Here is a 25,888-nt window from a genome sequence, read left to right on the forward strand (position 1 = left end):
TATACGATTTTATTTACATTACAACAAAGATTTGAACTGCTTTAATTTTCCACGATTGCTTCGTTCTAATGTTGTTTTTCGGGTAAAAATAAACATCAAATTCGGTTCTAAATACATCGCAATGGCGGCTTCTATTTTCTGAATTTGTTTCAAAGTCAGTTCCGTTTCGCTCACATAATCAATTTCAAAAGAGTCGATTTTGGTTTGTTTAATCAAAAATTCTTTTACATTGCCGTCGTCCTCAATAATACTTTTGGTGACGTAATAAAAAGTTAATCCAGGCGATTTTTTTCCGCTGGGCAACAATGCGACATCATTGGTACGGCCTATTAATGTTTTGAGTATGGGTTTTTGAAGGGTGCTTTTTTCGTCCAAAACACCAATATCGCCAATCTCATATCGGATAAACGGATGCGCTTTGTTGAACAATGAAGTAATCACCACCCGCCCTTGAGTCCCGTTTGGAACTGGCTGATTGTTCTCGTCCAGAATTTCTACAAAAAGGGTTTCGGCGTTAACTTGCCAATCGCCATCGGGATTTTGAAACGCAATCAAGTCCAGTTCAGATGCGCCGTATTCATTGACAATAGGAATGCCAAATTGGGTTTCCAACAGGATTTTATCCGTTTCAAAAAGCATTTCGGAAGTGACCATACACACCTTTAACGAAGGACAAATGGTGGTAAGAACGATGTTTTTTTGTTGCAAAAATTTAGCAAACAAAACAATCGAACTGGTGTATCCATTGATGTAATCGAATTTTTTGGTTTTAAAATCGGTTAAAAATTGCTCTAAAACCACATCCGACAAATCAAATATCGAGAATCGAAAGCGATGACTCAAGAAATCCTTGAAACGTTCTTTTTTATGTCCTATAAAATCCATTGGAATACCGTAAAAACGGGCTTGATAGGAGGAATTAAAATCAATTCCGTACCAACCAAAACGGTATATGTTTGAGGCCCAAGTCAGGGCATGACTGTATTTGTCTTTGGCAAAAACAAATGGATCGCCGCTAGAACCCGATGTTTTATTGATGTAAACACTTCTTGGTGTATATCCTTTGGAAAGGCGTTCGAGTAATGGTTTTTGAAGATTTTTTTTGTTTAAAACAGGCAAATCGTTCCAGTTCTCCATCCTTGTTTCACCTACTAATTGCTGGTAAAAAGGATTGTTTTGCAAATGAAAATCGACAATTTCTTGTTTTTTATTCGTTAGAAAAAGCAAATATTCTTTTTCGGATAGGGCAACTATTTTCTGCAATTCGGCTTTGGCTTTCGGAATAGGAAAACCATTTAATTGAAGCGATAAGTTAAAAAGTGGGAACATTTAAGCTACTTTAGGGATATCAAAACGCTTGATAGATTTTAATTCTAAATCTTTATTTTCTTGTTCTGATTCTAGGTCAAAATCATCTTGTAGTCCGAGCCAGAATTTAGCCGAATTTCCAAAATAATGGCTCAAACGCAAAGCGGTATCTGCCGTAATACGTCTTTTTCCTTTTGTAATTTCTGAAATTCTAGTTTGTGGTATCTTTAAATCTTTGGCCAATTTATAAGCTGAAATTTCTAATGGAATTAGAAACTCTTCGGTTAATATTTCACCTGGATGTATGTTTTTTAATTTTTCCATTATTTTATAATTTAATGATAATCGATTATTTTAACTTCAAAGGCATTTCCATTTTCCCAGATAAAAATAATTCTCCATTGATTGTTTATTCTAATGCTATAATAGGTATTTAAATTGCCATTTAATTTTTCTAATCGATTAGAAGGAGGTATTCTTAAATCTAATAAATCTATCGAGTTATTTAGCATTCTTAATTTTCGTCTTCCAATATTTTGAATAGCTATAGATGGTTTTTTTGCCACAATTCCATTCCAAATCTTTTCTGTTTCTTTTGATCCAAACGAAATTATCATATCTTTTACGTTACTAACGTCAAAAGTAACTAAAAAAAATTATTATTTCACCCTAAAACAAACTATTTTTGCACCACCCGCACAAGGCGGACGAGCAACTTTAAAACGACAACAACATGAATATTTTACTATTAGGATCAGGTGGAAGAGAACACGCATTTGCTTGGAAAATGGTACAAAGTCCGCTTTGTGACACGCTTTTTGTAGCACCAGGAAATGCAGGAACAGCTGCTATTGCTACTAATTTAGATTTTAGTGCTACTGATTTTGATGCCATAAAAAATGTAGTTCTTACCCAAAATATCCAGATGGTTGTTGTTGGTCCTGAAGATCCGTTAGTAAAAGGGATTTATGATTTCTTTTTGAATGATGCTGCTATAAAACACATTCCCGTTATTGGTCCATCAAAAATTGGTGCGCAACTGGAAGGAAGCAAAGAATTTGCCAAAGAATTCTTGATAAAACACAACATTCCAACCGCCGCTTACGATAGTTTTACTGCCGAAACAGTAGAAAACGGTTGTGCATTTCTAGCCACATTACAACCGCCGTATGTCTTGAAAGCCGATGGTTTGGCCGCTGGAAAAGGCGTTTTGATTATTCATGATTTGGCCGAAGCCCAAGAGGAATTACGCAATATGTTGGTGCATCAAAAGTTTGGTGCCGCTAGTGCGAAAGTGGTTATCGAAGAATTTTTGGACGGAATAGAATTGAGCTGTTTTGTACTTACAGACGGAAAAAATTATAAAATTTTGCCAACTGCCAAGGATTACAAACGCATTGGCGATGGCGATACAGGACTAAATACAGGCGGAATGGGAGCGGTTTCTCCAGTCCCTTATGTAGACGCAGTTTTGATGGAAAAAATAGAAACACGCATTGTAAAACCTACCATTGATGGTTTTCAAAAAGATGGAATCCCGTACAAAGGTTTTGTGTTTATAGGTTTGATCAATGTAAACAACGAGCCAATTGTCATCGAGTACAACGTACGCATGGGAGATCCTGAAACCGAAGTGGTGGTACCAAGATTAAAAACCGATTTAGTCGAATTATTTTTGGCCGTAGCTAATGAAAAGCTGGACGAAATCACACTAGAAATTGACGAAAGAAGTGCTACAACTGTAATGCTAGTTTCTGGAGGGTATCCTGAAGATTTTGAAAAAGGAAAAATAATTACAGGATTAGAAACCATAACAGATTCGATAGTTTTTCACGCAGGAACCAAGTTAGATAATGATATTGTCGTTTCAAATGGTGGTCGCGTTATGGCCATTACGTCCTACGGAGATAGTTTTCAAGAAGCCATAAAAAAATCCTATCAAAACATAGGCAAACTACATTTTGATAAGATGTTTTTTAGAAAAGATATTGGCAACGACTTACTTTAAAAAAGAGTGCGCTGTTGTATCTTGATTTTCGGTTCCGTTTGCATCAAAAATTCGTAATTGTCTAATCCAATATACCATTGCAGAGGCACAAATAATCATGAAAATCCAATTGATAGTATTGGCAGCAAACCAAGACGACAATTCCAAAGAACGTAACGCATCTAATGGTTTGAAAAGAAAATCAACAAAAAGGGATTGTATTGCTTCGAAAAATGCTTTCATAATAAATAATTTTAAGTTGTATGAGTCGTTTATTAAGTCGTGTAAAGTAGTTGCTTTCTTGATTTTATGCAGAATCTTTAACTACTTGCTGCATTCCTTTTTAAACAAGTATTATATTTACAGTCACAAAAGTATAAAATATCCTTATGATAACAAGTGTTTTTAAAAAATCTACACCATTAAATTTTTCATTGGTCGTAATTTTGATGCTAGTTTTCTTTTTATTGTTTCAATTTCAGGAGGTATCTTGGATGGTTTCGGGTATTTTTATTTGTCAAAAGGCGGGTATATTTACTGTTTTATTGGCTTCTGTTTTTATTACTAATTTTGTGGTAAAAAAGAACGGATTGAGCAAAGACAGCAGTTATACGATTTTTTTTTATTTGTTATTTCTCCTTTTCTTCCCTATGGTTTTTAATGATTGGAAACTGGTTTTGGCCAATTTTTTTATTTTACTAGCACTCCGAAGACTAATTTCTCTACAATCATTGAAAGCATCCAAAGAAAAAATATTTGACGCTTCATTGTGGATTTTTATAGCTTCATTGTTCCATTTTTGGTGCATTCTTTTTATAATTTTGGTCTTTATTTCGATACTTTTCCATGTTTCTAGAGATTATCGCAATTGGGTTTTGCCTTTTATAGCTTTTTTTGTAGTTGGAATTATATTTTTGCTTTTTTCAATCTATGTCAATACTAGTATTTTAGACTATTACAACCAAAATATAGTAACTAATTTCCAAATTAATTATTTTACGTCCAATTATCAAAATGCGGCTTTTTCTATTTATTTGACGGTCGCATTGTTTTTTGTTGTTTCTATGTTTGCCTCCTTGTCAAATAAACAGCAATTGTTGCATACGTCGTACAAAAAAATCATTGCTTCTTTTTTTATTGGGATCGTTATTTTTGCCATTTCAGCCAACAAAAGCAATGATTTACTGCTATTTACATTTGCGCCATTGGCCATGATGGCAACGAGTCACATTGAGATTGCGCAACAAAAAATAAAGCAAGAATTGGTTTTAGGAGTCCTTATTTTGTGCAGTATAGTTACCTTTTACTTGCAGTTATAATTTGTTCCCGTAGGCCAAATCTCCCGCATCGCCTAGACCCGGAACGATGTATTTATTTTCATTTAATCGATCGTCTATAGCGGCAACCCAAAGATGGCATGATGCAGGCAAATGCTGTTCTAAAAACGCAATTCCCTCTGGAGCGGCTATGGCTACAGCAATATGAATCGCTTCAGGAATGCTTTGTTCTAGGAGTTTATGATATACGGCAAGTAGGGATTGACCCGTTGCTAGCATTGGATCCACAAGAATTAGAATCTTATTTTCTAAATTGGCCACGGCTTGGTATTCGACTAGAATGTCAAAATGTGCCTCGTTATTATGATGATGGCGGTAGGCCGAAACAAATCCGTTTTCTGCTCGGTCAAAATAATTCAAAAAACCAGTATGCAAGGTCAAACCTGCTCGTAAAATGGAGCAAATTACCAAGTTGTCTTTGATTTTGACCGTTGTTTTTTGAGCCAAAGGCGTTTGGATTTCGATGGTTTTGTAATCCAAATTTTTACTCAATTCGTACGCCATTATTTCGCCAATTCGTTCCATATTTCGCCGGAAACGCATGCTGTCCTCTTGAACAATTACCTCCCGAATTTCGGCTAAAAAATGATGGAGAACACTATTGGATTCCGATAAATGATGAATTTGCATAGCTAGAATTTTTTTTTCACTATAAAAGTATAAAAAAGTATCTTTGTATTTTTAAATCTAAAACTATGTTTTCAAAATTAGCGTATTCCGTTTTCGAACAAAGCATCCAAGACTATCATCAATTTGATAGCGTAGATCAGCCTATTAACAATCCTTTTCCAAAAGATAAATTCGAGCATTTATTGTATCTAAAAAACTGGATAGATACCGTTCAATGGCATTTTGAAGACATCATTCGGGATCCTAATATTGATCCAGTAGCTGCTTTGACTCTTAAAAGAAAAATCGATGCTTCTAACCAAGAACGCACGGATATGGTAGAATATATTGACGGTTATTTTCTTCAAAAATACAGTCATATTACCCCAAAGGAAGGCGCTAAAATCAATTCCGAAAGTCCTGCTTGGGCTTTTGATAGACTTTCGATTCTTGCCTTGAAAATTTACCACATGAATGAAGAAGCTACTCGTGAAGCGGCTTCGCAAGAGCACCGTACCAATTGCCAAACCAAATTAAACATTCTTTTAGAACAAAGAACGGATTTGTCTACCGCAATCGATGATTTATTGAATGATATTGAAAACGGTGATAAATTCATGAAAGTGTACAAACAAATGAAAATGTACAATGACGATGATTTGAACCCTATTTTGTATCAAAACAAAAAATAATTTTAAATTAGTATTTTGTCTATGATAACTATTGATATATTAAAAAAACTCAAAGAGTCAGAAGACAAAGTTGAATTTAAAAAAGGCGAAGGAGGTAACATATCGTATGATGGTGGGTCTAAACTAAAACCTAGTGATAGGCGAAGATGTATTTTAGGATATGTTACTGCTTTGTGTAATGAAGAGGGTGGGTGTTTAGTTATTGGAATGAGCGATAATTATCCACACGAAGTTATTGGCACTAATCAAAATTTAGATTCAATAGGCGAATTAGAATCAACTATTTATAGAGATACAGGTATTCGTCCAAAGGTATTCGAACTCTATGAAAATCAAAAAAGAGTATTGGTAATTGAAGTTCCAAGCCGTCCTGCGGGTAAAGTCTTTAAATTTGAAGATGTTGCTTTAATGCGAGTTGGTGAAGAATTAAAACCAATGTCGGATGCGGTTTATTTAAAAATAATTCAAGAACAAGAACCTGATTTTTCTCAACAATATTGTGAGGGTTTAAGTGTTACTGATTTGGATGAAAAAGCAATTTCTATTTTAAAAGAAAAATATGCTTTAAAACAAAATAATCCCAATTTTAAGAGGCTTTCTAATGAGCAACTGCTTTCTGATTTAGATTTATTAAAGAATGGAAAACTAACTAATGCAGCGCTAATTCTTCTTGCAAAAAAAGAAGTTTTAAACGAAAAACTTCCTCAAGCTGCCGTGATGTTGGAATATCGAAATGCTGAAAATCAAATATCGTTTGATAATAGAATACCTTTTTCTGAACCATTTTTTATATTAATTGATCAACTTTGGAATACTATTAACTTAAGAAATGGTAGCTTTCCCATTCAAGATGGGGCTTATATTTTTAATATTCCTTTTTTTAATGAAGCCGTTATAAGAGAGTCAATTAATAATGCCATCACACACAGAGATTACCGGAGGACGTCTGAAATAGTTGTTAAACAATTTCCTCAAAGATTAGATATATTAAATGCAGGTGGATTTCCTTCAGGTGTTAATTTAGAAAATTTATTAAAAACACCAAGCACTCCAAGAAATAGATTATTAGCAGATGTTTTGCAAAAGACAGGAATTGTAGAACGTTCTGGACAAGGAGTTGACAAGATATTTTACAATACACTTATAGAAGGAAAAGCAGAACCCGATTATTCAAAATCCGATTATTTTCAAGTAAATTTAAAATTATCAGCTGTAATAGAAGACAGAGCTTTTGCACTATTTATAGTTGCAGTACAAGAAGGATTACCAGAAACAGAAAAACTATCAGTTTTAGAAGTAATTACTTTAAATATGATCAAAAAGAATGCTGCTAAAAGAGATTTGGATTTTGAAATAGTTTCTAAACTTTTAGAGAAAAAACTAATAGAAAAACGGGGTAAGACAAATGCTATTTATTATATTCTTTCAAAAGATTATTACGAGTTTACAGATGAAAAAGCAAAATACTACAATCTACAAGAATTAGATGAAAGTCAAGTTTTGACTAGAGTTCTACAATTTTTATCTAAAGAATCAAGAGCCAAAATGAAAGATTTTGTGGGTCTTTTTGAAGATAAGTTATCTCGAAAACAAGTAAGATTTAGAATTGAAAAATTTGTAACTAATAAAATTCTTAAACAAGAAGGAGAAGGTTCTTCATCGGTTTATGAAATAGGAGAGAATTTTATAAATGAAATAGAAGTAATCTCCGAAGCTTTAAGTTTAGGATTAAAACAATTGGAAAAAAACAATACTAAAAAAAACGTAATGGCCAGAAAAAGACCAGAAAAAGACCAGTAAATTGTTAACAAACCAACCTTTTTTTTAACAAAACTACTGTTACCCCTTGATTTACAGGAGGTTTTTATAAAATGAAATGGCCAAAGAATGGCCAAAGAATGGCCAAAAAATTGCAATTGTATTGCAATACAATTGCAATAAAATTAATATTATTATTCAAAATTGTCCAAAAAAATCCAACATATAGCCGTCATGAGACTTTCTGCAATGGGAGATGTCGCCATGACGGTTCCTGTTTTAAGAGCTTTTGTCCAGCAAAATCCTGAAATAAAAATCACCATGGTCTCGCGACCGTTTTTCAAACCTTTTTTTGAGGGAATTCCCAATCTTACTTTTTTTGCTTTTGATGAAAAGGAACGGCACAAAGGTTTTTTGGGATTATTGCGCTTGTTTCAGGATTTAAAAGCCTTACAGATTGATGCTTTTGCCGATTTACACAACGTTTTGCGTTCCAAAGTCGTGCGAACACTTTTTGCCTGGAACGGAAAGAAAATCGCTTCGGTTGATAAGGGAAGAGCCGAAAAAGCCGCTTTGACACGTGCCGAAAACAAGATTTTCAAACCAGTAACAACGATGTTCGATAGACACGTCAAAGTGTTCCAAGAACTGGGTTTTACAGTCCATTTATTGCATCCAATGTTTCCTGAAAAGGCAGTATTAGATACAGCCATAATTCAATTAAATGTAGAAGATAATCAAAAATTAATAGGAATCGCACCTTTTGCACAATACGATTCCAAGGTCTATCCTTTGGATTTGATGCAAGAAGTTATGGATCAATTGGCAGCAAACAAAACCTATAAAATTGTACTTTTTGGTGGTGGCAAAAAGGAAATTGAACGGCTGAATTCACTTGCTAACGGCAAAGAAAATGTAGTGGTTGTAGCTGGGCAACTCCAGTTCCAACAAGAATTGCAACTCATTTCCAATCTTGATGTAATGCTTTCTATGGATTCTGGGAACGCACATATTGCGGCCATGTTGGGCGTAAAAGTGATTACACTTTGGGGCGCAACACATCCTTTTGCGGGTTTTTCACCGTTCAATCAGCCGATGGAAAATGCCTTGGTTTCGGATAGGAATTTGTTTCCAAAATTACCCACTTCGGTGTATGGGAATAAAACGGTGGAAGGTTATGCAGCGGCAATGCGAACCATTTCGGTTAAAAGTGTCGTTGACAAAATCAATTCGATAGTAAAATAAAACCCTTTACAAATAGATTTTCTCGTCCTGACAACGCTTTACAATATAGTGTTGCAAGTTCGAAATGGTTTCTTGATATGCGGGAGCTTCGTAGCCAAAACGCTCGTGTTCCATTTGCTCTTTCTGGATGGCGTTGCAGCCTTTGATGACTTCTTTGAGCATGTCGAGCATCGCCAATTCTTTATTGTTGGTTTTCTGGAATTTAAACTCTACGATTTCGTCTTGCAATTCCTCGCAATAGGCCAAAAGTTGGACTACTTCTGGTTCGTCCAGTAGGAAAGGGTTGGTTTTGAATATTTCTCTGGTGGATTTCATAATCAATGACAATTTCAATTTCAAAAATCAATTTCAATTACTGTAATTTGCATTATTGAGCAGTTTTTAAAATTTATTTATGGGTATTGTTTTAGTTTAATATTCGGATTTGCCAAATTTTTCAAATACAAATCAACTTCCCATTAAGACTATTGCACAAATCCGTTGTAGCTGTTAAGCGATCGGCAATTTTAGTGGATTGCTACATTCTGATTTAGTAATTCTACATTAAAATTAATTTTGGCATTTAAGGCATTAAAAACTTTAATAATTGTGTCAAATCTTGCGTCAGTTAAGCTATTCTCAATTTTTGAAATTTGAGCTTTTTTTACGCCAACTAACTCACCTAATTGTTCTTGTGTCAAATTTCGTTCTTTACGAATTTGTTTAATTGTTTGACCAATCAAATCAATTTTCAATTCGTTTTCAAAATTTTCTCTATTTGTTGTTCCTTTTTCTCCAACGAATTTATCTGTTACTTCATCTAAACTATATGTTTTCATAATTTTATTTCTTTTCGTTAAAATATTTTACTCTTAATGATTCTGCTCTTTCAATTTCAACTTTCGGGGTTTTGTCTGTTTTCTTTACAATACCGTGAGTAGAAATCACGACAGTATCCTTTTTATCTGATTTATTCCAAAAAGCAAAAAGTCTTAAATATTGTTTGTTGTATAAAGTTCTAAACTCCCAAATCTCACCATCGAGTTTTTTGAATAATTCATTATCGTTTACGCTTCTCGATTTCCAAATATTATAAAGTATTTTTTCTCTAGATTTCGGGTCTAGATTTTCCAAAAACTCTAATACTGGTTCAAGAAATTCAACTTTAAATTTATAATCCATTTTCCAGTAATCTTAATTTTCTGTAAAGATATAAGTTTCCTTTTTAAGAAACAAATGTTGTTGGTTTTTCGGCTTCTCGTTGCTGTTGCCCAACGTTCCCGCGCTACACGCAGTTTGGGATTAAGGAAGCGTAATCTTTCGGATTTGCCAAATCTTCCAAATACAAAACCAACGTTCCATTAAGCCTATTTCCCAAATCAGTTTTAGCTGTTAGGCGTTCGTTCATTTTCATTCAAAATTTCCGTTAATCAATTGTACTTTTCCATTTTGATAATTAAAATTTAAAATCAATTTTTCGGTATGTATTTTTGAAGACAAAGTAATAGTTGAGGGGTACATAACTTTTTTATCTGTTTCGTATGTAATTTCATTTGAGATTTCCCATGTTGAGTCAAAATCTCCATTCTTGTCAGAAAGCCTAATAAATTTTCCATTACCATTTGGGTAGATAGCAATGTCCGACCTATTTTTCCTTCCTTCTTCGTTAACGAATTCTGTGTTATTTTTTACTCCAAAAAGAATTGTCAAAAAATTAAATCCTGAATCTCTTTGTTTAGTAATTTTCAATGATGCAAAAAGACCATTTGGACTTCGTAATGACATCTTGTTATTTGAAGTGTTAATTTCAATATCTAAATATTCTTGACCATTTAATACCTGCGCATTTCCAAAAGTTTTAATTGTTCCTTTTGATGAATCGCTAGTAGGTATACTAATCAAAGTTGCTGATTCTTCAGTTTTATCCCCACTTACTGTATTTGTGCTCAAAGTAATCTCTTCGTCTATTAATGTTTTAGTAATTCCATTAATTGTAACACTTGCTTTTGAAATTACCATTGAAAAAGGTTCTTCCTCTTTCGAGATAATTCTTGATGTGAAAGGTATTTCTCCCTCTACAATTTTATCATACAAACTTTTTGATGATTTACTAGAATTGGTCATAGTTGGCACATCTGACTTTAAACAGCAATACTTATATTTTTTTCCGCTTCCGCAACCGCATTTGTCGTTTCGTCCTAATTTTTTCATTTGATATGTTGTGACTGTATACAGTTTGAATGACGCCTAACTCGTTTACAGGCGTGACAAACCCTCGTACACACAAAAAAATCGGGTAGACTAGCCAAGGTTTGTTTCGCTTTATAGCTGTATCAAATATATTCATTTTTTCTTACAAATGATCAAATGGACTTTTTATATTGAAACCACAACTTCCCTAAAACAAAAAAACTTCCCTTAAAAGAGAAGTTTTCATTTATTATAATACTGATAACTTACACATCATCATAATCAACGCGTAGGGTGGCAGAGGTAGGATGGGCTTGACAGGTAAGAATCAATCCATCGGCGATTTCTTTGTCGGTTAGGATGGCGTTTTTGGTCATTTGTGCCGTTCCTTCGGTAACGCGTGCGAGACAGCTGCTGCAAATCCCGCCTTGACAGGAATACGGTGCATCAATGCCTTGTTTTAAGGCCGCATCGAGGATGGTTTGTTTTTGTGACATTTCAAAACTCACTTCTTCGTCATCGACTATAATGGTAATTTTAGAATGCCCCTCAAGCGATTGATTAATCGTATTCTCTTGTGTTGAAGAGGTAAAAAGTTCGAATTGAATCGCCGAATCGCTCACGTTTTTTTCTTTCAAAAGGCTAGTAACGCTTGTAATCATTGCCTCGGGACCACAAAGATAAAATTTGTCAAATTCTAATGCGGCATGTTTGTTATTGAGTACAAAGTTTAGGGCTGCCTTGTCAATTCGTCCAAACAACGTATTTTCGGCATTGGTTTGGCTGTACACATAATGCACAAAAAGACGACCTACATGTTGCAATTGTAAGTCATGTAATTCTTGATGAAAAATAGTATCTCCGGGCGATTTGTTTCCGTAAACCAATACAAACGAGCTTTTGGGTTCGCCTTTCAAAACTGATTTTAGGATGGATAAAACGGGCGTGATGCCGCTTCCTGCTACAAAGGCAGCATAGTTTTTTTGACGGTCAATTTCGGGTGTAAATGTGAATTTTCCTTCTGGTTTTCCTACTTCAAGGACATCCCCAGCTTTTAGTTTTGTGTTGGCAAATTGAGAGAAAGCACCATTTTTTACTGCTTTGACCGCAATGCGTAATTCGCCACTTCCTGGAGCGGAACAAATCGAGTAGGCACGACGAATTTCTTGATTGTCCAGCGTAAGCCTAATGTTGAGGTATTGTCCAGCGACAAAAGTATAGTTGGTTTTAAATTCTTCGGGAACATTAAAAAGTACCGAAACGGCGTCTTTGGTTTCGCGTTTTACTTCTTTTATAGTTAATTTTAGGAAAGATGGCATGAGTTGTTTTTTTTACAAAAGTAGGAAAGACAAATAAAAAGGGCTTCTTAATTGCGATATTTTTTTATTTTAGCTGTAACTTTTAGGTATTTTCATCAACTCATTACAAAACTAAATCCAAAACCATGTTTACAAAATTCCTTTATTTAGAATGGAAAGCCTTTACTCGATCGGCTTCTTTTGGTTCTAACTTGGCTATGAAGATCCTGTTGGGGTTTTTGGTTGCTTATTTTACGGTAGTTTTTTTGGCATTGGGCGTGGGAACATTTTATTTGCTTCGGGAAATGAAATTGGATCCGCTGGTAACGGTAAATACTTTTTTGTTTTATTATTTTGTTGTCGACTTGGTGATTCGGCTTTTGATGCAAAAAATCCCGGTAATGAACATTCGTCCGCTATTGGTTCTAACGTTCAAGAAACCTACAATTGTTCATTTTTCGTTAGGAAAAACGGTTTTGTCCTTTTTTAATTGGGTACATGCTTTTTTCTTTCTGCCTTTTTCTATCGTATTAATTCTGGAAGGATACGATGTTTCTAGCGTTGTATTTTGGTATTTTGGGATGTTGGCTTTGGTATATTGCAATAATTTTTTGAATATTTTATTGAACAACAAAGACAATTTGTTTGTGTTTTTTATAGCAATTGTGCTCGTTTTAGGCGGTTGTCATTATTATCATTTGTTTGACATTACCCAGTATACGTTTCCATTTTTTGATGGGTTATTTCATACCAAAGGCTTGTTTTTAGTACCCGTTTTGGTTTTGATAGGGTTGTATTATGGGACTTTTAACTATTTCAAAAATGATTTGTATCTGGATGCAGGGCTTTCACGTAAAAATGATATTGCCAAAACCGAGGATTTAACGTGGCTCAACCAGTTTGGAACATTGGGAACGTTCTTGAAAAACGACATCAAATTGATTAAAAGAAACAAACGATCAAGAACAACGGTGATTATGTCGGTAATTTTCCTGTTCTACGGATTGATTTTTTTTAGTTCAAATTCGCACCAACCACAAGTCATGCGCATCTTTGCAGGAATTTTTGTTTCGGGTGGATTTTTATTCACTTTTGGACAATTTGTACCCAGCTGGGACAGTTCATATTACCAGTTGATGATGACTCAAAACATTCCGTATTGCGGTTATTTGAGTTCCAAATGGTGGCTTATTGTTATAGGAACCTGTATTTCGACAATTTTAGCTTCTTTTTATTTGTATTTTGGGCTGCAAGTGTACCTAACTATTTTGGCGGGAGCCGTTTATAATATTGGTGTCAACTCCTATTTGGTGTTATTAGGTGGTGCTTATACCAAAACGCCTATTGATTTATCGACGTCCAAAGGCGCTTTTGGCGACAAGAAAGCCTTTAATGCCAGCACCATGTTGATTACACTTCCCAAATTAGTTTTGCCAGTGCTCCTGTATTGGGCAGGAACCAGCTTGATGAATGCTAATTTAGGATTGGCATTTGTTGCCATTGCTGGAATTATAGGCTTTTCTTTGCGAAATGTTGTTTTTTCTTGGATAGAAAAAATTTACAAAACCGAGAAATACAAAACCATAGAAGCGTATAGACAAAAGAGTTAAACAAAATTAATGAACCAATCGAATTCCTAACCGAAAAAAAGATACAATATGATACAAGTAAACGCACTTTCCAAAAAATACAACGCAACCACCGTCCTGAATATAGCCACATTAGAAATTCCAAAAGGACAAAGTTTTGGTCTTGTAGGGAATAACGGAGCAGGAAAAACGACTTTTTTTAGTTTGTTATTGGATTTAATTCAACCTACAACAGGGAATATTGTTAACAACGAGATTCCTGTAAATACCAGCGAAGCTTGGAAACCTTTTACGGCTTCGTTCCTAGACGAAAGTTTTTTGATAGGCTACCTAACGCCCGAAGAATATTTTTATTTCATAGGCGATTTGCGAGGACAAAACAAAGCCGATATTGATGCTTTATTGGCCAAACATGAAGAATTTTTTAATGGAGAAATCCTTAAAAACAAAAAATATTTGCGGGATTTGTCTAAAGGAAATCAAAAGAAAGTAGGAATCATCGCCACTTTAATAGGCAATCCATCCGTAATTATTCTGGACGAACCTTTTGCCAATTTAGATCCAACAACGGTCAATAGACTAAAAAAAATCATCAAGGAGTTAGCCGAAAATCCCGAAGTTACCGTGCTTGTTTCCAGTCATGATTTGCTACATACCGTTGAGGTTTGCAACCGAATAGTAGCTTTAAACAAAGGCGAAATAGTCAAAGATATTCAGACAAATCCAGAAACCTTGCAAGAATTAGAAGCGTTTTTTGCGGTTTAAATTTCTGTATTTGAAAAAGAAACGTATTTTTACCAGTCATTATACTAAAATCAAGTTTTAAAAGTTAAATGATAAAACGTTTCCCATTGAAAACCAACACCTTTAAATCGATATTTTCTTTCGCATTTTTTGTTTTTTTGATAGCCTGTTCTACCAAGAAAGACACTTTTATGGCTAGAAATTCACATGCTTTAAGTACCAAATACAATATTCTTTACAACGGACAAATAGGATTAGACAAAGGCGTCGAAGCTATAAATGCCACTAGTAAAGACAATTATTGGAAACGCTTACCCATTGAACGGATGCAACTTGTCGAGAATGTTTCGGCAGAGGGAAAGCCTAAAAACAAAGATTTTGAAGTGGCCGAAACCAAAGCTACCAAAGCGATTCAAAAACATTCTATGAACATTGGCGGTCGCGAAAAAAATACTCAAATCGACGAAGCCTATTTGTTACTAGGGAAATCCCGCTACTACGACCAACGATTTATTCCCGCACTAGACGCATTCAATTATATTTTATACAAATATCCCAATAGCAGCAATATTTATACGGCTAAAATTTGGCGGGAAAAAACCAATATGCGTTTAGGAAACGATGCTTTGGTGGTCAAAAACATCGAAAAATTGCTTAAAGACAAAGCATTAAAAAAACAACCTTTGGCAGATGCAAACGCACTTTTGTCAGAGGCTTTTTTGAATTTAGAAGAAAAAGACAGCGCCATTACCAAACTCAAAGTCGCTGAAAACACCACCAAAATTCACGAAGAAAAAGCAAGATACCGTTTCATTCTGGGGCAATTATACCAAGAGTTAGGCAAAAAAGACAGCGCATTGTATTACTATAATGAGGTAATAGCCATGAACAGAAAGTCTAAAAGGGAATACATCATTCAATCCCAAGCCCGGAAAATAAAATTGTTTGATTATCAAAAGGATGATGCAGCGGCACTTATAACCACCTACAATAAACTCCTCGCCGACAGAGAAAACAGACCTTTTCTTGATGTTATCAATTACAATATGGGGCTATTTTATGACAATAAAAAAGAGGATTCGCTAGCTACAAAATATTATAACGCTTCGCTAAAAACTGTTTCAAAAGATCCGTATTTAATAGCATCAAATTATAGAAATCTAGGCGATATAAATTTTAAAAAAACCCAATACCAAACGGCGGCTAAATATTATGATAGTACGCTAGTTAAGTTGGATCCCAAAACTCGGGAGGCAATCCACATTCAAAAAAAGAGAAAGGATTTAGAAGAAGTAATTCATTTTGAAACCATAGCCAAAACCAATGACAGTATTCTTCACGTAGTCGCCATGTCCGATGGTGATCGTGTAGCGTATTTTGAAAAATACATCGAACAATTAAAGAAAGCCGATGAAGCCAAACGAATTCTAGAAGAAAAACAGTTAAAAATCGCCGAGAATATCGAGAGAAATGCCGCTGCCAATGCCACTGATCCCTCTACTGCCGATGATATTCCTGGGGCTAGAACTAGAAAATCGCTCCTGGCACCACCAAGTATAGCCACCGGCAATGATAACGGAAGCGTGTTTTATTTTTACAATCCCAATACGGTTGCTTTTGGAAAAGTGGAATTCAAAAAGAAATTTGGCGATAGAGCTCTAGCTGATAATTGGTTGCTTTCTACCAAAAAAACAAACAGTATTGTAGATGATACTAATGACAACACTAGCGCAGATAGCCTAGCTAAAGTTCCTGTAATAAACCCAAAATACATGGCGGATTATTATACCAAACAAGTGCCTACAAATCCGGTAAAAATTGATAGTTTGAGCAAAGAGCGCAACTTGGCATATTACCAATTGGGTGTGATTTACAAAGAACGATTCAAGGAATATGGCTTGGCAAGTAATAAATTAGAACAATTATTAAAAAATAATCCAGAAGAAAAATTGGTTTTGCCTGCCAAATATAATTTGTACAAAATCTATCAAATTACAAATGCAACCAAAGCCGAGGAAATGAAAAACAGCATTTCCAAAGACTATCCTAACTCTAGATATGCACAAATTATCAACAATGTTGGTTCCACCGAAGAACTAGAAAAAGGATCCCCAGAAAGCTTGTATAAAAGTTGTTATAGAATGTTCGAAAGCGAACAGTTTGCTGCCGTTATAAAAAGATGCGATGTGATGATAAAACAATTTTCGGGAGACGAAATTGTTTCAAAATTCGAATTCTTAAAAGCCAATGCCACCGGAAAACTCAAAGGATTAGTAGCCTACAAAGGAGCCATACAATATGTAGCCGATAATTACCCAAACACCGAAGAGGGTAAAAAAGCGCAGGAAGTCCTAACAACCCAAATCCCTTTCCTGGAGCAAATGACCTTTACAACTACGGATTCCAAAAGCTGGAAGATGATGTTCAAAGTCCCTGTTCTTGATGATAAAAAAACGGCGTCAATTGAACAAAAAATCATGAAATTTATGGACAACGAAAACATTCAAAAACTATCGTATTCCTGTGATGCCTATACGGATAATGAAAAGATAATTACCATTAACGGCTTTAAATCAGAAGCAAACTCAATGGACGTTGCCAATCAATTTGCCGAAAATCCAAAGTATAAAATCGATCAAAAAGGAATTGTCATTTCGAATGAAAACTACAAAGTAATACAGATCAAGAAAAACCTTGAAGAGTATATCACACTTAAAACAAAATAGTCATGTTTGATAAAAAACCAAAATCGTACACCGATCTTTTAGGAAAAACCAATCGAATTGTAGAAGGAACCACCATAAAAGGAGATATTTTTTCGCAAGCAGATTTTAGATTAGATGGCGAGTTAATTGGTAATTTTCAATCAGGCGGAAAAATTGTTATTGGTCCCGCTGGAAGTGTAACGGGAGATATTGTGTGTAAAAATGCCGATATCGAAGGTAAGTTTAGCGGCAAAATTCAAGTAATCGAAATGCTAAATGTAAAACACAAAGCCAGTATTCACGGCGAAGTTATAGTAGGCAGATTAGCCGTAGAGCCAGGAGCCGATTTTAGTGCTTCCTGCACCATGAAAACCAATGTAAAAAACCTAATACCAACCGATGGACAACAAGCCCAACAAAAAACAAGCTAGCAAATGGCTTGCATTGATCAATATACCCATACAAATGGGCGCATTGATTTTTTTGTTTGCCTATCTAGGCAGTTGGCTCGACGAGAAATACCCCAGTCCCAAAGTATATTATAGTAAAATTCTAGTGATGATAGGTGTTTTTTTGGCTTTGTATAATGTCTATCGGCAAGTAAACGAAATTAACAAATCACAATAAAGCATGAATCTAAAAAACTACAAACCACTGTTTTTTTTAACAGCATTTGTTGGCTTGGCTTACGGTATTCACAAAGGTATTTTTTATAGTTTAAAAATCAATACCCAAACATTTCAGTATTCAACGGAGTTTCTTTACGCATTATTTTTACTCTTTACCCTTGTTATAGCAATAGTTTTGTTAACCGTAAAAGTAAAAAGTTTTGACAATGTAGGCATGAGTTTTTTGTTGGCTACGAGTATTAAAATGATGGTTTGTTATTTGATTTTAAGACCCTTGTTACAAGCCACAGGAGCAGAAAGCAGTATGGAGAAAATCAATTTTTTTATAACGTTTATTGTGTTTTTAGCAATTGAGACCCTTTTTACGATACGATTAGTCAATGAAAAGCAATAATTGATTGCTTGAGTAGATAGAATCTACAAAATTTATTTTTTTAATTCTTTCGAATATTAATAAAAAATGTACCTTTGCACCAAATTTCAGAAACGTAATAAATTAAGATAATTAACTGTTATGGTGATTTCAAACAAACCACTTCGATTTATAGTAGCAACTTTAGTAGTGTGTCTTCCGTTTTTTAGTTTTGCAAATCCCGCTTCGGAGGTTGCAAATACGCAAACAGAAGTAGCACAACCAGCAACAGCAACCGCTTCGGGCGAGGTAAAAACCGAAACCACTGAAGTAAAATCTAAAATCAAAGAATTTATTGATCACCACCTTTTGGATGCGCATGATTTTACTTTTTCGGCAAATGAAGAAACGGGTGAACATTATGGTTTTTCCTTGCCTATTATTCTTTGGGACAATGGTTTACACGTTTTTTCTTCTTCAAAATTCAACCATGGTGAAGCAATTGCCGAAAGCGATGGTAACTATTATGTTTTGCACCACGAAAAAATCTACAAAACAGCCGCTGACGGTGTATTAACAGAAAATGAAACCACAGGGCATCCTACAAATGCAACGCCGTTGGACTTATCAATTACCAAAAGTGTAGTTGGAATTTTAGGTATTGCCGTTTTAATGTTTTTGTTGTTTACAAGTTTAGCAAAATCGTACAGTAAAAACGGAGGAATAGCCTCTGGAGCAGGGCGTTTCTTTGAACCTTTAGTATTGTATGTTCGTGACGAAATAGCGATACCAAATATTGGACAAAAACATTACAAGAAATACATGAGTTATTTGTTGACCATATTTTTCTTTATTTTCTTCCTTAATATATTAGGATTAACACCGCTAGGATTCAATGTAACAGGTAACATTGCAATAACAGCTTCATTGGCGTTGTTGACGTATGTTATTACGACTTTATCTGCTAATAAAAATTATTGGGGACACATTTTCTGGATGCCAGGCGTGCCTACACCCATGAAATTTATTTTGGCTCCCATAGAATTGTTGGGAACAATCATCAAACCTTTTTCATTAATGATTCGTTTGTATGCTAATATCTTGGCAGGACACGTGGTATTGATGAGTATTATTGGTTTAATGTTTATCTTTAAAAACTGGATTGGAAGCAGCTTGTCCTTTGGATTGGCATTTGCACTTTCGATACTTGAAATATTAGTGGCGTTTTTGCAAGCGTATATTTTCACGATGTTGTCTGCGCTTTATTTTGGAGCAGGAAACGAAGAGCATCATCACGAAGAGGCGCATTAGATTTCAGATTTTTGAAACTTGATTTTTGATTGCAGATTTTGCAATTCTGAAACCAAAATCATTAATCATCACCCAAGCCTGAAAGGCGAACCGGCGAAGCAATCTAAAATCAAATTGAATGTTTAATTTTAATTATATATATTATGGAAATTCCTAAAATTGTTGGTGCAGGATTAATTGTTATTGGAGCAGGTATGGGTATTGGTAGAATTGGTGGTTCAGCAATGGACGCAATTGCTCGTCAACCAGAAGCTTCTGGAAAAATCCAAACAGCTATGCTTATCGCAGCTGCACTTATTGAAGGTATTGGTTTTGCTGCGTTGTTCGCATCTTAATTAAAATCTAAAAACAATAGTTGCAACGGTTGGTTGTAACTATTGTTTTACTATTAAAACATTAAAAATTATAATTATATACAATGGATAAGTTAATAAATGATTTTTCGTTTGGTTTGTTTATTTGGCAAATACTAATATTTGTTGGATTGATTTTCTTGTTGAAAAAATTCGCTTGGAAACCCATTCTTGATGCAGTTAATGATAGAGAAGAAGGGATTAAAAACGCATTAGAATCAGCAGAAAATGCTAGAAAAGAAATGCAAAATTTGCAAGCAGACAACCAACGTATTTTGCAAGAAGCAAGACTAGAACGTGACAACATGCTTAAAGATGCTCGTGAAATAAAAGAAAAAATGGTTGCTGATGCCAAAACCGAAGCGCAAGCTCAAGGTTTAAAAATGATTGAACAAGCCAAAGCAGCTATCGAAAGTGAAAAAAATGCAGCTATGGCCGAATTGAAATTACAAGTTTCAACCCTTTCATTAAGCATTGCAGAAAAAGTATTGAAAGACGAATTGTCTAATAAAGAAGCTCAAACAAAATTGGTTGAGAAAATGTTAGGTGACGTAAAATTGAACTAATCATGGCAGGTACAAGAGCAGCAATTCGATATGCAAAAGCAATTTTAGATTTGGCAACCTCAAAAGGAGTTGCCGAAGCGGTCAACAATGATATGAAATTGATTGGTACAACCATCGAGGCAAATTCAGAATTGAGAGCTTTTATTGCAAGCCCAATTTTAAAAGTAACCGTTAAGGAAAACGCACTTTTAGAAGTTTTTGCAACGGTAAATACAGTTACCAAAGGGTTGTTTCATTTATTACATGAAAACAAAAGATTCGAAATCCTTGCAGAAATAACAGTAGCCTACAATAAATTATTTGATATTTTAAACGGTGTCGAAGTAGCTATTGTAACAACCGCTTTCCCAATGGACGCAGCATTAGAAGCAAAAGTAATTGCTAAAATTGCAACCCTATCAGACAAGAAAATAACGATTCAAAATACAGTTGATCCTGCAATCATTGGAGGATTTATATTAAGAATAGGCGACAAGCAATACAACGCATCGGTTGCCAATAGATTACAAGTATTAAAAAGAGAATTAAGTAACTAGTTTTATCACACATTTAAGTGTCTAAATTATAAAGTAAGATGGCGGAAATCAAACCTGCTGAAATTTCAGCAATATTAAGAAAGCAAGTAGAAAGTTTTGAATCTGGTGCAACACTAGAAGAAGTAGGAACAGTACTTAATGTTGGAGATGGTATTGCTCGTATTTACGGGCTTTCAAACGTTCAATACGGAGAATTAGTAGAATTTGACAATGGTCTAGAGGCTATTGTTTTGAATCTTGAAGAAGATAATGTGGGTGTGGTACTTTTAGGACCATCTACAGGAATCAAAGAAGGTTCAACTGCCAAAAGAACACAACGTATCGCTTCGCTAAAAACTGGCGAAGGAATGGTGGGTCGTGTAGTAAACACACTTGGTTTTCCTATTGATGGAAAAGGACCAATTACAGGCGAATTATTCGAAATGCCTTTGGAAAGAAAAGCACCTGGAGTTATCTTCCGTCAACCCGTTACTGAACCATTGCAAACAGGAGTAAAAGCAGTTGATGCTATGATTCCAGTAGGTCGTGGACAACGTGAACTTGTTATTGGTGACCGTCAAACTGGTAAATCTACAGTTTGTATCGATACCATTTTAAATCAAAAAGAATTTTACGATGCTGGAAAACCAGTATTTTGTATCTATGTTGCTATTGGTCAAAAAGCTTCGACTGTTGCAGGAATTGCAAAAATGTTAGAAGAAAAAGGAGCAATGGCGTATACGGTGATTGTGGCAGCTAATGCTTCTGATCCAGCTCCAATGCAAGTATATGCTCCTTTCGCAGGTGCTGCAATTGGTGAATATTTTAGAGATTCAGGTCGTCCAGCTTTAATTGTTTATGATGATTTGTCTAAACAAGCGGTGGCGTATCGTGAGGTTTCTCTTTTGTTAAGAAGACCACCGGGACGTGAAGCCTATCCTGGAGACGTTTTTTACTTACACAGTCGTTTATTAGAGCGTGCGTGTAAAGTAATTGCAGATGATGGAATTGCAAAAAACATGAACGATTTACCAGATTCTTTGAAAGGAATTGTAAAAGGTGGTGGTTCATTGACTGCATTGCCAATCATTGAAACGCAAGCAGGTGACGTATCAGCTTATATCCCAACAAACGTAATCTCGATTACTGATGGTCAAATTTTCTTGGATGGGGATTTGTTTAATTCAGGGGTTCGTCCAGCGATCAACGTAGGTATTTCGGTATCTCGTGTGGGTGGAAATGCTCAAATTAAATCCATGAAAAAAGTAGCAGGTACTTTGAAACTGGATCAAGCACAATTCCGTGAATTGGAAGCGTTTGCTAAATTTGGCTCTGATCTTGACGCTGTTACATTAAACGTAATTGAAAAAGGAAAACGTAACGTTGAAATCTTAAAACAAGGTTTGAATGATCCTTATACTGTTGAAGATCAAGTGGCTATTATTTATGCAGGATCAAAAAATTTATTAAAAAGCGTTCCCGTGAATAAAGTAAAAGAATTCGAAAAAGACTTTTTGGAATTCTTGAACAACAAACACAGAGCGACTCTTGACGCCTTAAAAGCAGGAAAATTGACAGACGAAATTACAGATGTAATCGAAACGGTAGCAAAAGAAATTTCAGCGAAATATAACTAAAATTAGTCAAAAGCCTTAAAGTCAAAAGTCTTAAAGTCATTCTTCGACTTTTTATAACACTTTGGACTTTATGACTTTATGACATTAGACTAAAATAAAGATGGCAAATTTAAAGGAAATCCGTAATAGAATTACTTCCATTTCATCTACGATGCAAATCACATCGGCAATGAAAATGGTTTCTGCAGCAAAGCTAAAGAAAGCACAAGATGCTATCACAGCTATGCGCCCTTATGCCGAAAAATTGACCGAATTGTTACAAAATCTTTCTGCAACACTTGATGGTGATGTAGGTGGGGAATTTACAACACAACGGGAAGTAAAAAAAGTGCTACTTGTAGCTATAACTTCAAACAGAGGTTTGTGTGGTGCTTTTAATACCAATGTTATTAAGGAAACTAAAAGTCGTGCCGAATACTATTCAGGAAAACAAGTAGCTATTTTTGCAATAGGAAAAAAAGGAAATGATATTTTAAGCAAAACGGTACCTGTTGTTGACAATCAAAGTGCTATTTTTGACCATTTAACTTTTGATAATGTAGCTGTAATTGCAGAGACGTTGACTCAAAAATTTCTTTCTGGCGAATATGACAAAATAGAATTAGTGTACAACCAGTTCAAGAATGCTGCCACTCAAATCGTTCAAGTTGAACAATTTTTGCCATTAGCACCTATCAAAACGGACAAAGCGGTGGCAACAGGAGATTATATTTTTGAACCTTCCAAAGAAGAAATCGTGTTGACTTTGATTCCAAAAGCATTGAAAACGCAATTGTATAAAGGTATTAGAGATTCCTTTGCCTCCGAGCACGGAGCGCGTATGACCGCAATGCATAAAGCAACAGATAATGCAACTGATTTGAGAGATCAGTTAAAATTAACGTATAACAAAGCACGTCAAGCTGCCATAACCAACGAAATTCTTGAAATCGTAGGTGGTGCTGAAGCATTAAACGGGTAGTATTCTATGTGCCTGAACTGTAGATGATTACACTTTTTAAATAATTTAAAGAGCCAACAAATTTTTGTTGGCTCTTTTTTTTTGCTTATTATTTACATTTTTTTTCTTAATTGGTCTCTTTTTTATAGAATTGTTATTTTTATGTGATAAATACAATTATTAAACAAAAAGTTGTTAAAAATTATTTATTGTACGATAAATGCAATTTCTAATCGTTTAAATGCTTATTTTTGCGATAAACAACATTTTTTATTTTAATAATCAAAATGTTTTTCTTTTTTGTTTAAAGACAATATATAAATGGAAAATTATTACACAGAGTTATCACAACGATTTCTCGCAGAAACTGTTTTAGGAAACGATACAGCTTCTTTGCGAAGAGAACTTTTTTACATAAAATTATCAAGTTTAGAACGCAAATTAGATACTGATGATTTGAAAAAAGAGTTTTGGATAAATATTTACAATGCTTTTTTCATTATCATTCAAAATGAGCCAAAACCAAAAGGATCTTTTTTGAAATACAAAAGAATTAAAATTGCCAACAACCTTTTCTCTTTGAATGACATTGAATTAGGCATATTAAGAAAACAAAAATTCAATATTGGGTTCTTAAATCTAACGAATCCATTTTCGACCAAATTAATTTCTCGTTTATCCGTAAGTACTACAGATACTTCTATTGCATTAAAATTAAATAAAAACAATGCGATTGCAAATGGACTAGCTTAATTTCAAAATGAGAATACTGTTTTGCTGTATTTTTTTGTTTTTAAAAAGGAATGTATTTTTGACACTATATAAAGAGCTGACAATTGTTAGCTCTTTTTTTTTGAGTACTTTTATACCTTTAAAAGTAAATAAAATATGCCACAAACCACAACAATTGAACTCACTACATTGCCCCAAATGCTGGCGCAAATAGCGATGATACGACATTTATATCCCAAATTAGAACAAGCAACTTACGAGGCCTATTTACAAGAAATGATTCCCCACAATTACACCCAAGTAGCTGTTTTTGAAGATGCTACCTGTATTGGAATTTCAGGATGCTGGTCGGGTATAAAACTTTGGTCAGGCAAGTATGTCGAAGTGGATAATTTTATTGTACATCCCAATCACAGGTCGAAAGGCGTTGGAAAACTACTAACCGATTTTGTCCACCAAAAGGCGCTTGACTTGGGCTGTAGCATGATTGTCCTTGACGCTTTTACAGGAAATTATACGGCACATCGGTTTTATTACAACCAAGGATATGAGCCGCGCGGATTTCATTTTATAAAAATGTTAGACGAAGAGAAGCTAACTTAAAATGAATTACATTTTGTTTATTGAAAAAGTTTATATTTATATTTTATATTTTAGTAACTTTTTAACAAGTTAAGCGTATAATAGTAGAAAATGTTTTACAACCCTCTATAAATTTAGATTAAATAATACTCAAATGGCAAAAGAAAGTTTTAATTGGAAAGGTCTTTTTATTAATGATGAAACTGAAGCATCAGTAAGTACAAACCAACCTTCAGTTGCAACACCGCTTCCTCCTAACGAGGTTAACAAATTTCCAAATCACGCCACCCAACCAAGTACTTACGATTCAATTTCTAATCCCTTTTTAAAAGAAATTTTCGAAGTCTATGAAAAAGGCTTTGAATCTTTGAATGCAGCTGGTTTTGATTTTTTTGAATTATATAAATCGGTTTTGGCTGTTGGAATTTCAAACCCACAAAGTTATCAAATGGCTTTTACGATGGGTAAAACAATTCAGTCTGATTTGACCAAACAATTTCTGCTGGAAAAAGCAAATTTTTATGTTACTGAAATTGAAAAGGTACATGCTAAATACGATACTATTGGTAAAACCAAAAAGACAGATCTTGAGAATAATTTGACTAAAGAGAAGTTGAATCTTTCTAAAAGTATTGAAGAATCAAATACAAAGATTCTTCAACTTCAAAATGAATTGGAAACTAAAAAAGCTGAATTCCAAAAAATGGACTCTAATAATATAGAACAGTTTTCAGAGATTAAATTAAAGATGGAAGCAAACGATTTGGCGAAGCATAAAATTTTAGATTCAATAAATACAGTAGTAACAGGAATTAATCAATATTTATAAT

30 protein-coding genes are annotated in these 25,888 nt (G+C 34.5%); 20 read left to right on the forward strand and 10 right to left on the reverse strand.

What is annotated here, in order from left to right:
• Nucleotides 1-18 precede the first annotated feature (18 nt).
• From FNW21_RS06620 to FNW21_RS06630, 3 genes are read right to left on the reverse strand one after another with little or no spacing between them, the layout of a single operon-like run.
• On the reverse strand, nt 19-1,329 hold the full coding sequence (locus FNW21_RS06620) for a phenylacetate--CoA ligase family protein (protein ID WP_144255957.1): 1,311 nt from the start codon (nt 1,327-1,329) through the stop codon (nt 19-21).
• A complete protein-coding gene (locus tag FNW21_RS06625; RefSeq protein WP_144255958.1) occupies nt 1,330-1,632 on the reverse strand; it encodes a HigA family addiction module antitoxin in 303 nt (100 codons plus the stop codon). It abuts the gene before it with no gap.
• An 11-nt stretch (nt 1,633-1,643) separates the two neighbouring features.
• Nucleotides 1,644-1,925, reverse strand: coding sequence for a type II toxin-antitoxin system RelE/ParE family toxin (locus tag FNW21_RS06630; RefSeq protein WP_144255959.1), 282 nt, complete (start codon nt 1,923-1,925; stop codon nt 1,644-1,646).
• 116 nt (nt 1,926-2,041) lie between these two features.
• On the opposite strand from FNW21_RS06630, the gene purD reads away from it, so the two are divergent.
• Entirely contained in the window at nt 2,042-3,316 is a 1,275-nt protein-coding gene (gene purD / locus FNW21_RS06635; protein WP_144255960.1) for a phosphoribosylamine--glycine ligase, read from the forward strand.
• On the opposite strand, the gene FNW21_RS06640 is transcribed toward purD, so the two are convergent.
• The gene (locus FNW21_RS06640) at nt 3,308-3,538 is read right to left on the reverse strand and encodes a DUF6341 family protein (RefSeq protein WP_144255961.1); all 231 of its coding nucleotides are present in this window, start codon (nt 3,536-3,538) and stop codon (nt 3,308-3,310) included. The genes purD and FNW21_RS06640 overlap by 9 nt on opposite strands.
• Nucleotides 3,539-3,684: 146 nt before the next feature.
• Here FNW21_RS06640 and FNW21_RS06645 point away from each other — a divergent pair, with 146 nt between their 5' ends.
• Nucleotides 3,685-4,614: a DUF6427 family protein gene (locus FNW21_RS06645; RefSeq protein WP_144255962.1), complete on the forward strand. Its 930-nt coding sequence runs from the start codon at nt 3,685-3,687 to the stop codon at nt 4,612-4,614.
• Here FNW21_RS06645 and upp read toward each other — a convergent pair.
• On the reverse strand, nt 4,609-5,262 hold the full coding sequence (upp, locus tag FNW21_RS06650; protein ID WP_144255963.1) for a uracil phosphoribosyltransferase: 654 nt from the start codon (nt 5,260-5,262) through the stop codon (nt 4,609-4,611). The two genes, FNW21_RS06645 and upp, sit on opposite strands and share 6 nt — an antisense overlap.
• 65 nt (nt 5,263-5,327) lie before the next feature.
• On the opposite strand from upp, the gene FNW21_RS06655 reads away from it, so the two are divergent.
• The 3 genes from FNW21_RS06655 (at nt 5,328) to FNW21_RS06665 (ending at nt 8,936) form a co-directional block, all read left to right on the forward strand.
• Nucleotides 5,328-5,933, forward strand: coding sequence for a DUF4254 domain-containing protein (locus FNW21_RS06655; protein WP_144255964.1), 606 nt, complete (start codon nt 5,328-5,330; stop codon nt 5,931-5,933).
• A 21-nt stretch (nt 5,934-5,954) separates the two neighbouring features.
• On the forward strand, nt 5,955-7,733 hold the full coding sequence (locus tag FNW21_RS06660; RefSeq protein WP_221932054.1) for an ATP-binding protein: 1,779 nt from the start codon (nt 5,955-5,957) through the stop codon (nt 7,731-7,733).
• Between the two features lie 192 nt (nt 7,734-7,925).
• A complete protein-coding gene (locus FNW21_RS06665) occupies nt 7,926-8,936 on the forward strand; it encodes a glycosyltransferase family 9 protein (RefSeq protein WP_144255966.1) in 1,011 nt (336 codons plus the stop codon).
• A gap of 6 nt (nt 8,937-8,942) precedes the next feature.
• Here FNW21_RS06665 and FNW21_RS06670 read toward each other — a convergent pair whose 3' ends face one another.
• The 5 genes from FNW21_RS06670 to FNW21_RS06690 all read right to left on the reverse strand — a co-directional run bounded on the left by FNW21_RS06670 (nt 8,943) and on the right by FNW21_RS06690 (nt 12,424).
• Entirely contained in the window at nt 8,943-9,251 is a 309-nt protein-coding gene (locus FNW21_RS06670; RefSeq protein ID WP_144255967.1) for a hypothetical protein, read from the reverse strand.
• A gap of 191 nt (nt 9,252-9,442) precedes the next feature.
• Nucleotides 9,443-9,754, reverse strand: coding sequence for a helix-turn-helix domain-containing protein (locus tag FNW21_RS06675; protein WP_144255968.1), 312 nt, complete (start codon nt 9,752-9,754; stop codon nt 9,443-9,445).
• 4 nt (nt 9,755-9,758) lie between these two features.
• Nucleotides 9,759-10,097: a type II toxin-antitoxin system RelE/ParE family toxin gene (locus FNW21_RS06680; protein ID WP_144255969.1), complete on the reverse strand. Its 339-nt coding sequence runs from the start codon at nt 10,095-10,097 to the stop codon at nt 9,759-9,761.
• 228 nt (nt 10,098-10,325) lie between these two features.
• Complete coding sequence (locus FNW21_RS16430) at nt 10,326-11,126, reverse strand: YecA family protein (RefSeq protein WP_221932055.1); 801 nt, start codon at nt 11,124-11,126, stop codon at nt 10,326-10,328.
• Between the two features lie 245 nt (nt 11,127-11,371).
• Nucleotides 11,372-12,424 carry a ferredoxin--NADP reductase gene (locus tag FNW21_RS06690; protein ID WP_144255970.1) on the reverse strand — a complete coding sequence of 351 codons (1,053 nt, stop codon included), beginning with the start codon at nt 12,422-12,424 and terminating at the stop codon, nt 11,372-11,374.
• Nucleotides 12,425-12,549: 125 nt separating this feature from the next.
• On the opposite strand from FNW21_RS06690, the gene FNW21_RS06695 reads away from it, so the two are divergent.
• The 15 genes from FNW21_RS06695 to FNW21_RS06765 all read left to right on the forward strand — a co-directional run bounded on the left by FNW21_RS06695 (nt 12,550) and on the right by FNW21_RS06765 (nt 25,887).
• Complete coding sequence (locus tag FNW21_RS06695; protein ID WP_144255971.1) at nt 12,550-14,013, forward strand: DUF5687 family protein; 1,464 nt, start codon at nt 12,550-12,552, stop codon at nt 14,011-14,013.
• 48 nt (nt 14,014-14,061) lie between these two features.
• On the forward strand, nt 14,062-14,757 hold the full coding sequence (locus tag FNW21_RS06700) for an ABC transporter ATP-binding protein (protein WP_144255972.1): 696 nt from the start codon (nt 14,062-14,064) through the stop codon (nt 14,755-14,757).
• A 68-nt stretch (nt 14,758-14,825) separates the two neighbouring features.
• Nucleotides 14,826-17,462 carry a type IX secretion system periplasmic lipoprotein PorW/SprE gene (gene porW / locus FNW21_RS06705; protein WP_235889597.1) on the forward strand — a complete coding sequence of 879 codons (2,637 nt, stop codon included), beginning with the start codon at nt 14,826-14,828 and terminating at the stop codon, nt 17,460-17,462.
• A 2-nt stretch (nt 17,463-17,464) separates the two neighbouring features.
• Nucleotides 17,465-17,872 (forward strand): bactofilin family protein, encoded by a 408-nt coding sequence (locus FNW21_RS06710; RefSeq protein ID WP_144255973.1) that lies wholly within the window; start codon nt 17,465-17,467, stop codon nt 17,870-17,872.
• The gene (locus FNW21_RS06715; RefSeq protein WP_144255974.1) at nt 17,841-18,068 is read left to right on the forward strand and encodes an AtpZ/AtpI family protein; all 228 of its coding nucleotides are present in this window, start codon (nt 17,841-17,843) and stop codon (nt 18,066-18,068) included. Before FNW21_RS06710 ends, FNW21_RS06715 begins: the two co-directional genes overlap by 32 nt.
• A gap of 3 nt (nt 18,069-18,071) precedes the next feature.
• Nucleotides 18,072-18,464, forward strand: coding sequence for a hypothetical protein (locus tag FNW21_RS06720; RefSeq protein WP_144255975.1), 393 nt, complete (start codon nt 18,072-18,074; stop codon nt 18,462-18,464).
• Nucleotides 18,465-18,584: 120 nt separating this feature from the next.
• Entirely contained in the window at nt 18,585-19,733 is a 1,149-nt protein-coding gene (gene atpB, locus FNW21_RS06725) for a F0F1 ATP synthase subunit A (protein WP_144255976.1), read from the forward strand.
• 143 nt (nt 19,734-19,876) lie between these two features.
• Nucleotides 19,877-20,068, forward strand: a complete 192-nt coding sequence (gene atpE, locus FNW21_RS06730; RefSeq protein WP_185963896.1) for an ATP synthase F0 subunit C — start codon at nt 19,877-19,879, stop codon at nt 20,066-20,068.
• A gap of 83 nt (nt 20,069-20,151) precedes the next feature.
• On the forward strand, nt 20,152-20,652 hold the full coding sequence (locus tag FNW21_RS06735) for a F0F1 ATP synthase subunit B (protein ID WP_144255978.1): 501 nt from the start codon (nt 20,152-20,154) through the stop codon (nt 20,650-20,652).
• 2 nt (nt 20,653-20,654) lie between these two features.
• Nucleotides 20,655-21,188: an ATP synthase F1 subunit delta gene (atpH, locus tag FNW21_RS06740; protein ID WP_144255979.1), complete on the forward strand. Its 534-nt coding sequence runs from the start codon at nt 20,655-20,657 to the stop codon at nt 21,186-21,188.
• Between the two features lie 38 nt (nt 21,189-21,226).
• A complete protein-coding gene (gene atpA / locus FNW21_RS06745) occupies nt 21,227-22,804 on the forward strand; it encodes a F0F1 ATP synthase subunit alpha (protein ID WP_144255980.1) in 1,578 nt (525 codons plus the stop codon).
• A gap of 100 nt (nt 22,805-22,904) precedes the next feature.
• On the forward strand, nt 22,905-23,765 hold the full coding sequence (gene atpG / locus FNW21_RS06750; protein ID WP_144255981.1) for an ATP synthase F1 subunit gamma: 861 nt from the start codon (nt 22,905-22,907) through the stop codon (nt 23,763-23,765).
• Between the two features lie 300 nt (nt 23,766-24,065).
• On the forward strand, nt 24,066-24,497 hold the full coding sequence (locus tag FNW21_RS06755; RefSeq protein ID WP_144255982.1) for a DUF547 domain-containing protein: 432 nt from the start codon (nt 24,066-24,068) through the stop codon (nt 24,495-24,497).
• A gap of 135 nt (nt 24,498-24,632) precedes the next feature.
• Nucleotides 24,633-25,079: a GNAT family N-acetyltransferase gene (locus FNW21_RS06760; protein ID WP_144255983.1), complete on the forward strand. Its 447-nt coding sequence runs from the start codon at nt 24,633-24,635 to the stop codon at nt 25,077-25,079.
• 133 nt (nt 25,080-25,212) lie between these two features.
• Nucleotides 25,213-25,887 carry a hypothetical protein gene (locus FNW21_RS06765; RefSeq protein WP_144255984.1) on the forward strand — a complete coding sequence of 225 codons (675 nt, stop codon included), beginning with the start codon at nt 25,213-25,215 and terminating at the stop codon, nt 25,885-25,887.
• Nucleotide 25,888 lies beyond the last annotated feature (1 nt).

Origin of the sequence: Flavobacterium restrictum (assembly GCF_007097245.1) — a bacterium.
GTDB classification, from domain to species: domain Bacteria; phylum Bacteroidota; class Bacteroidia; order Flavobacteriales; family Flavobacteriaceae; genus Flavobacterium; species Flavobacterium restrictum.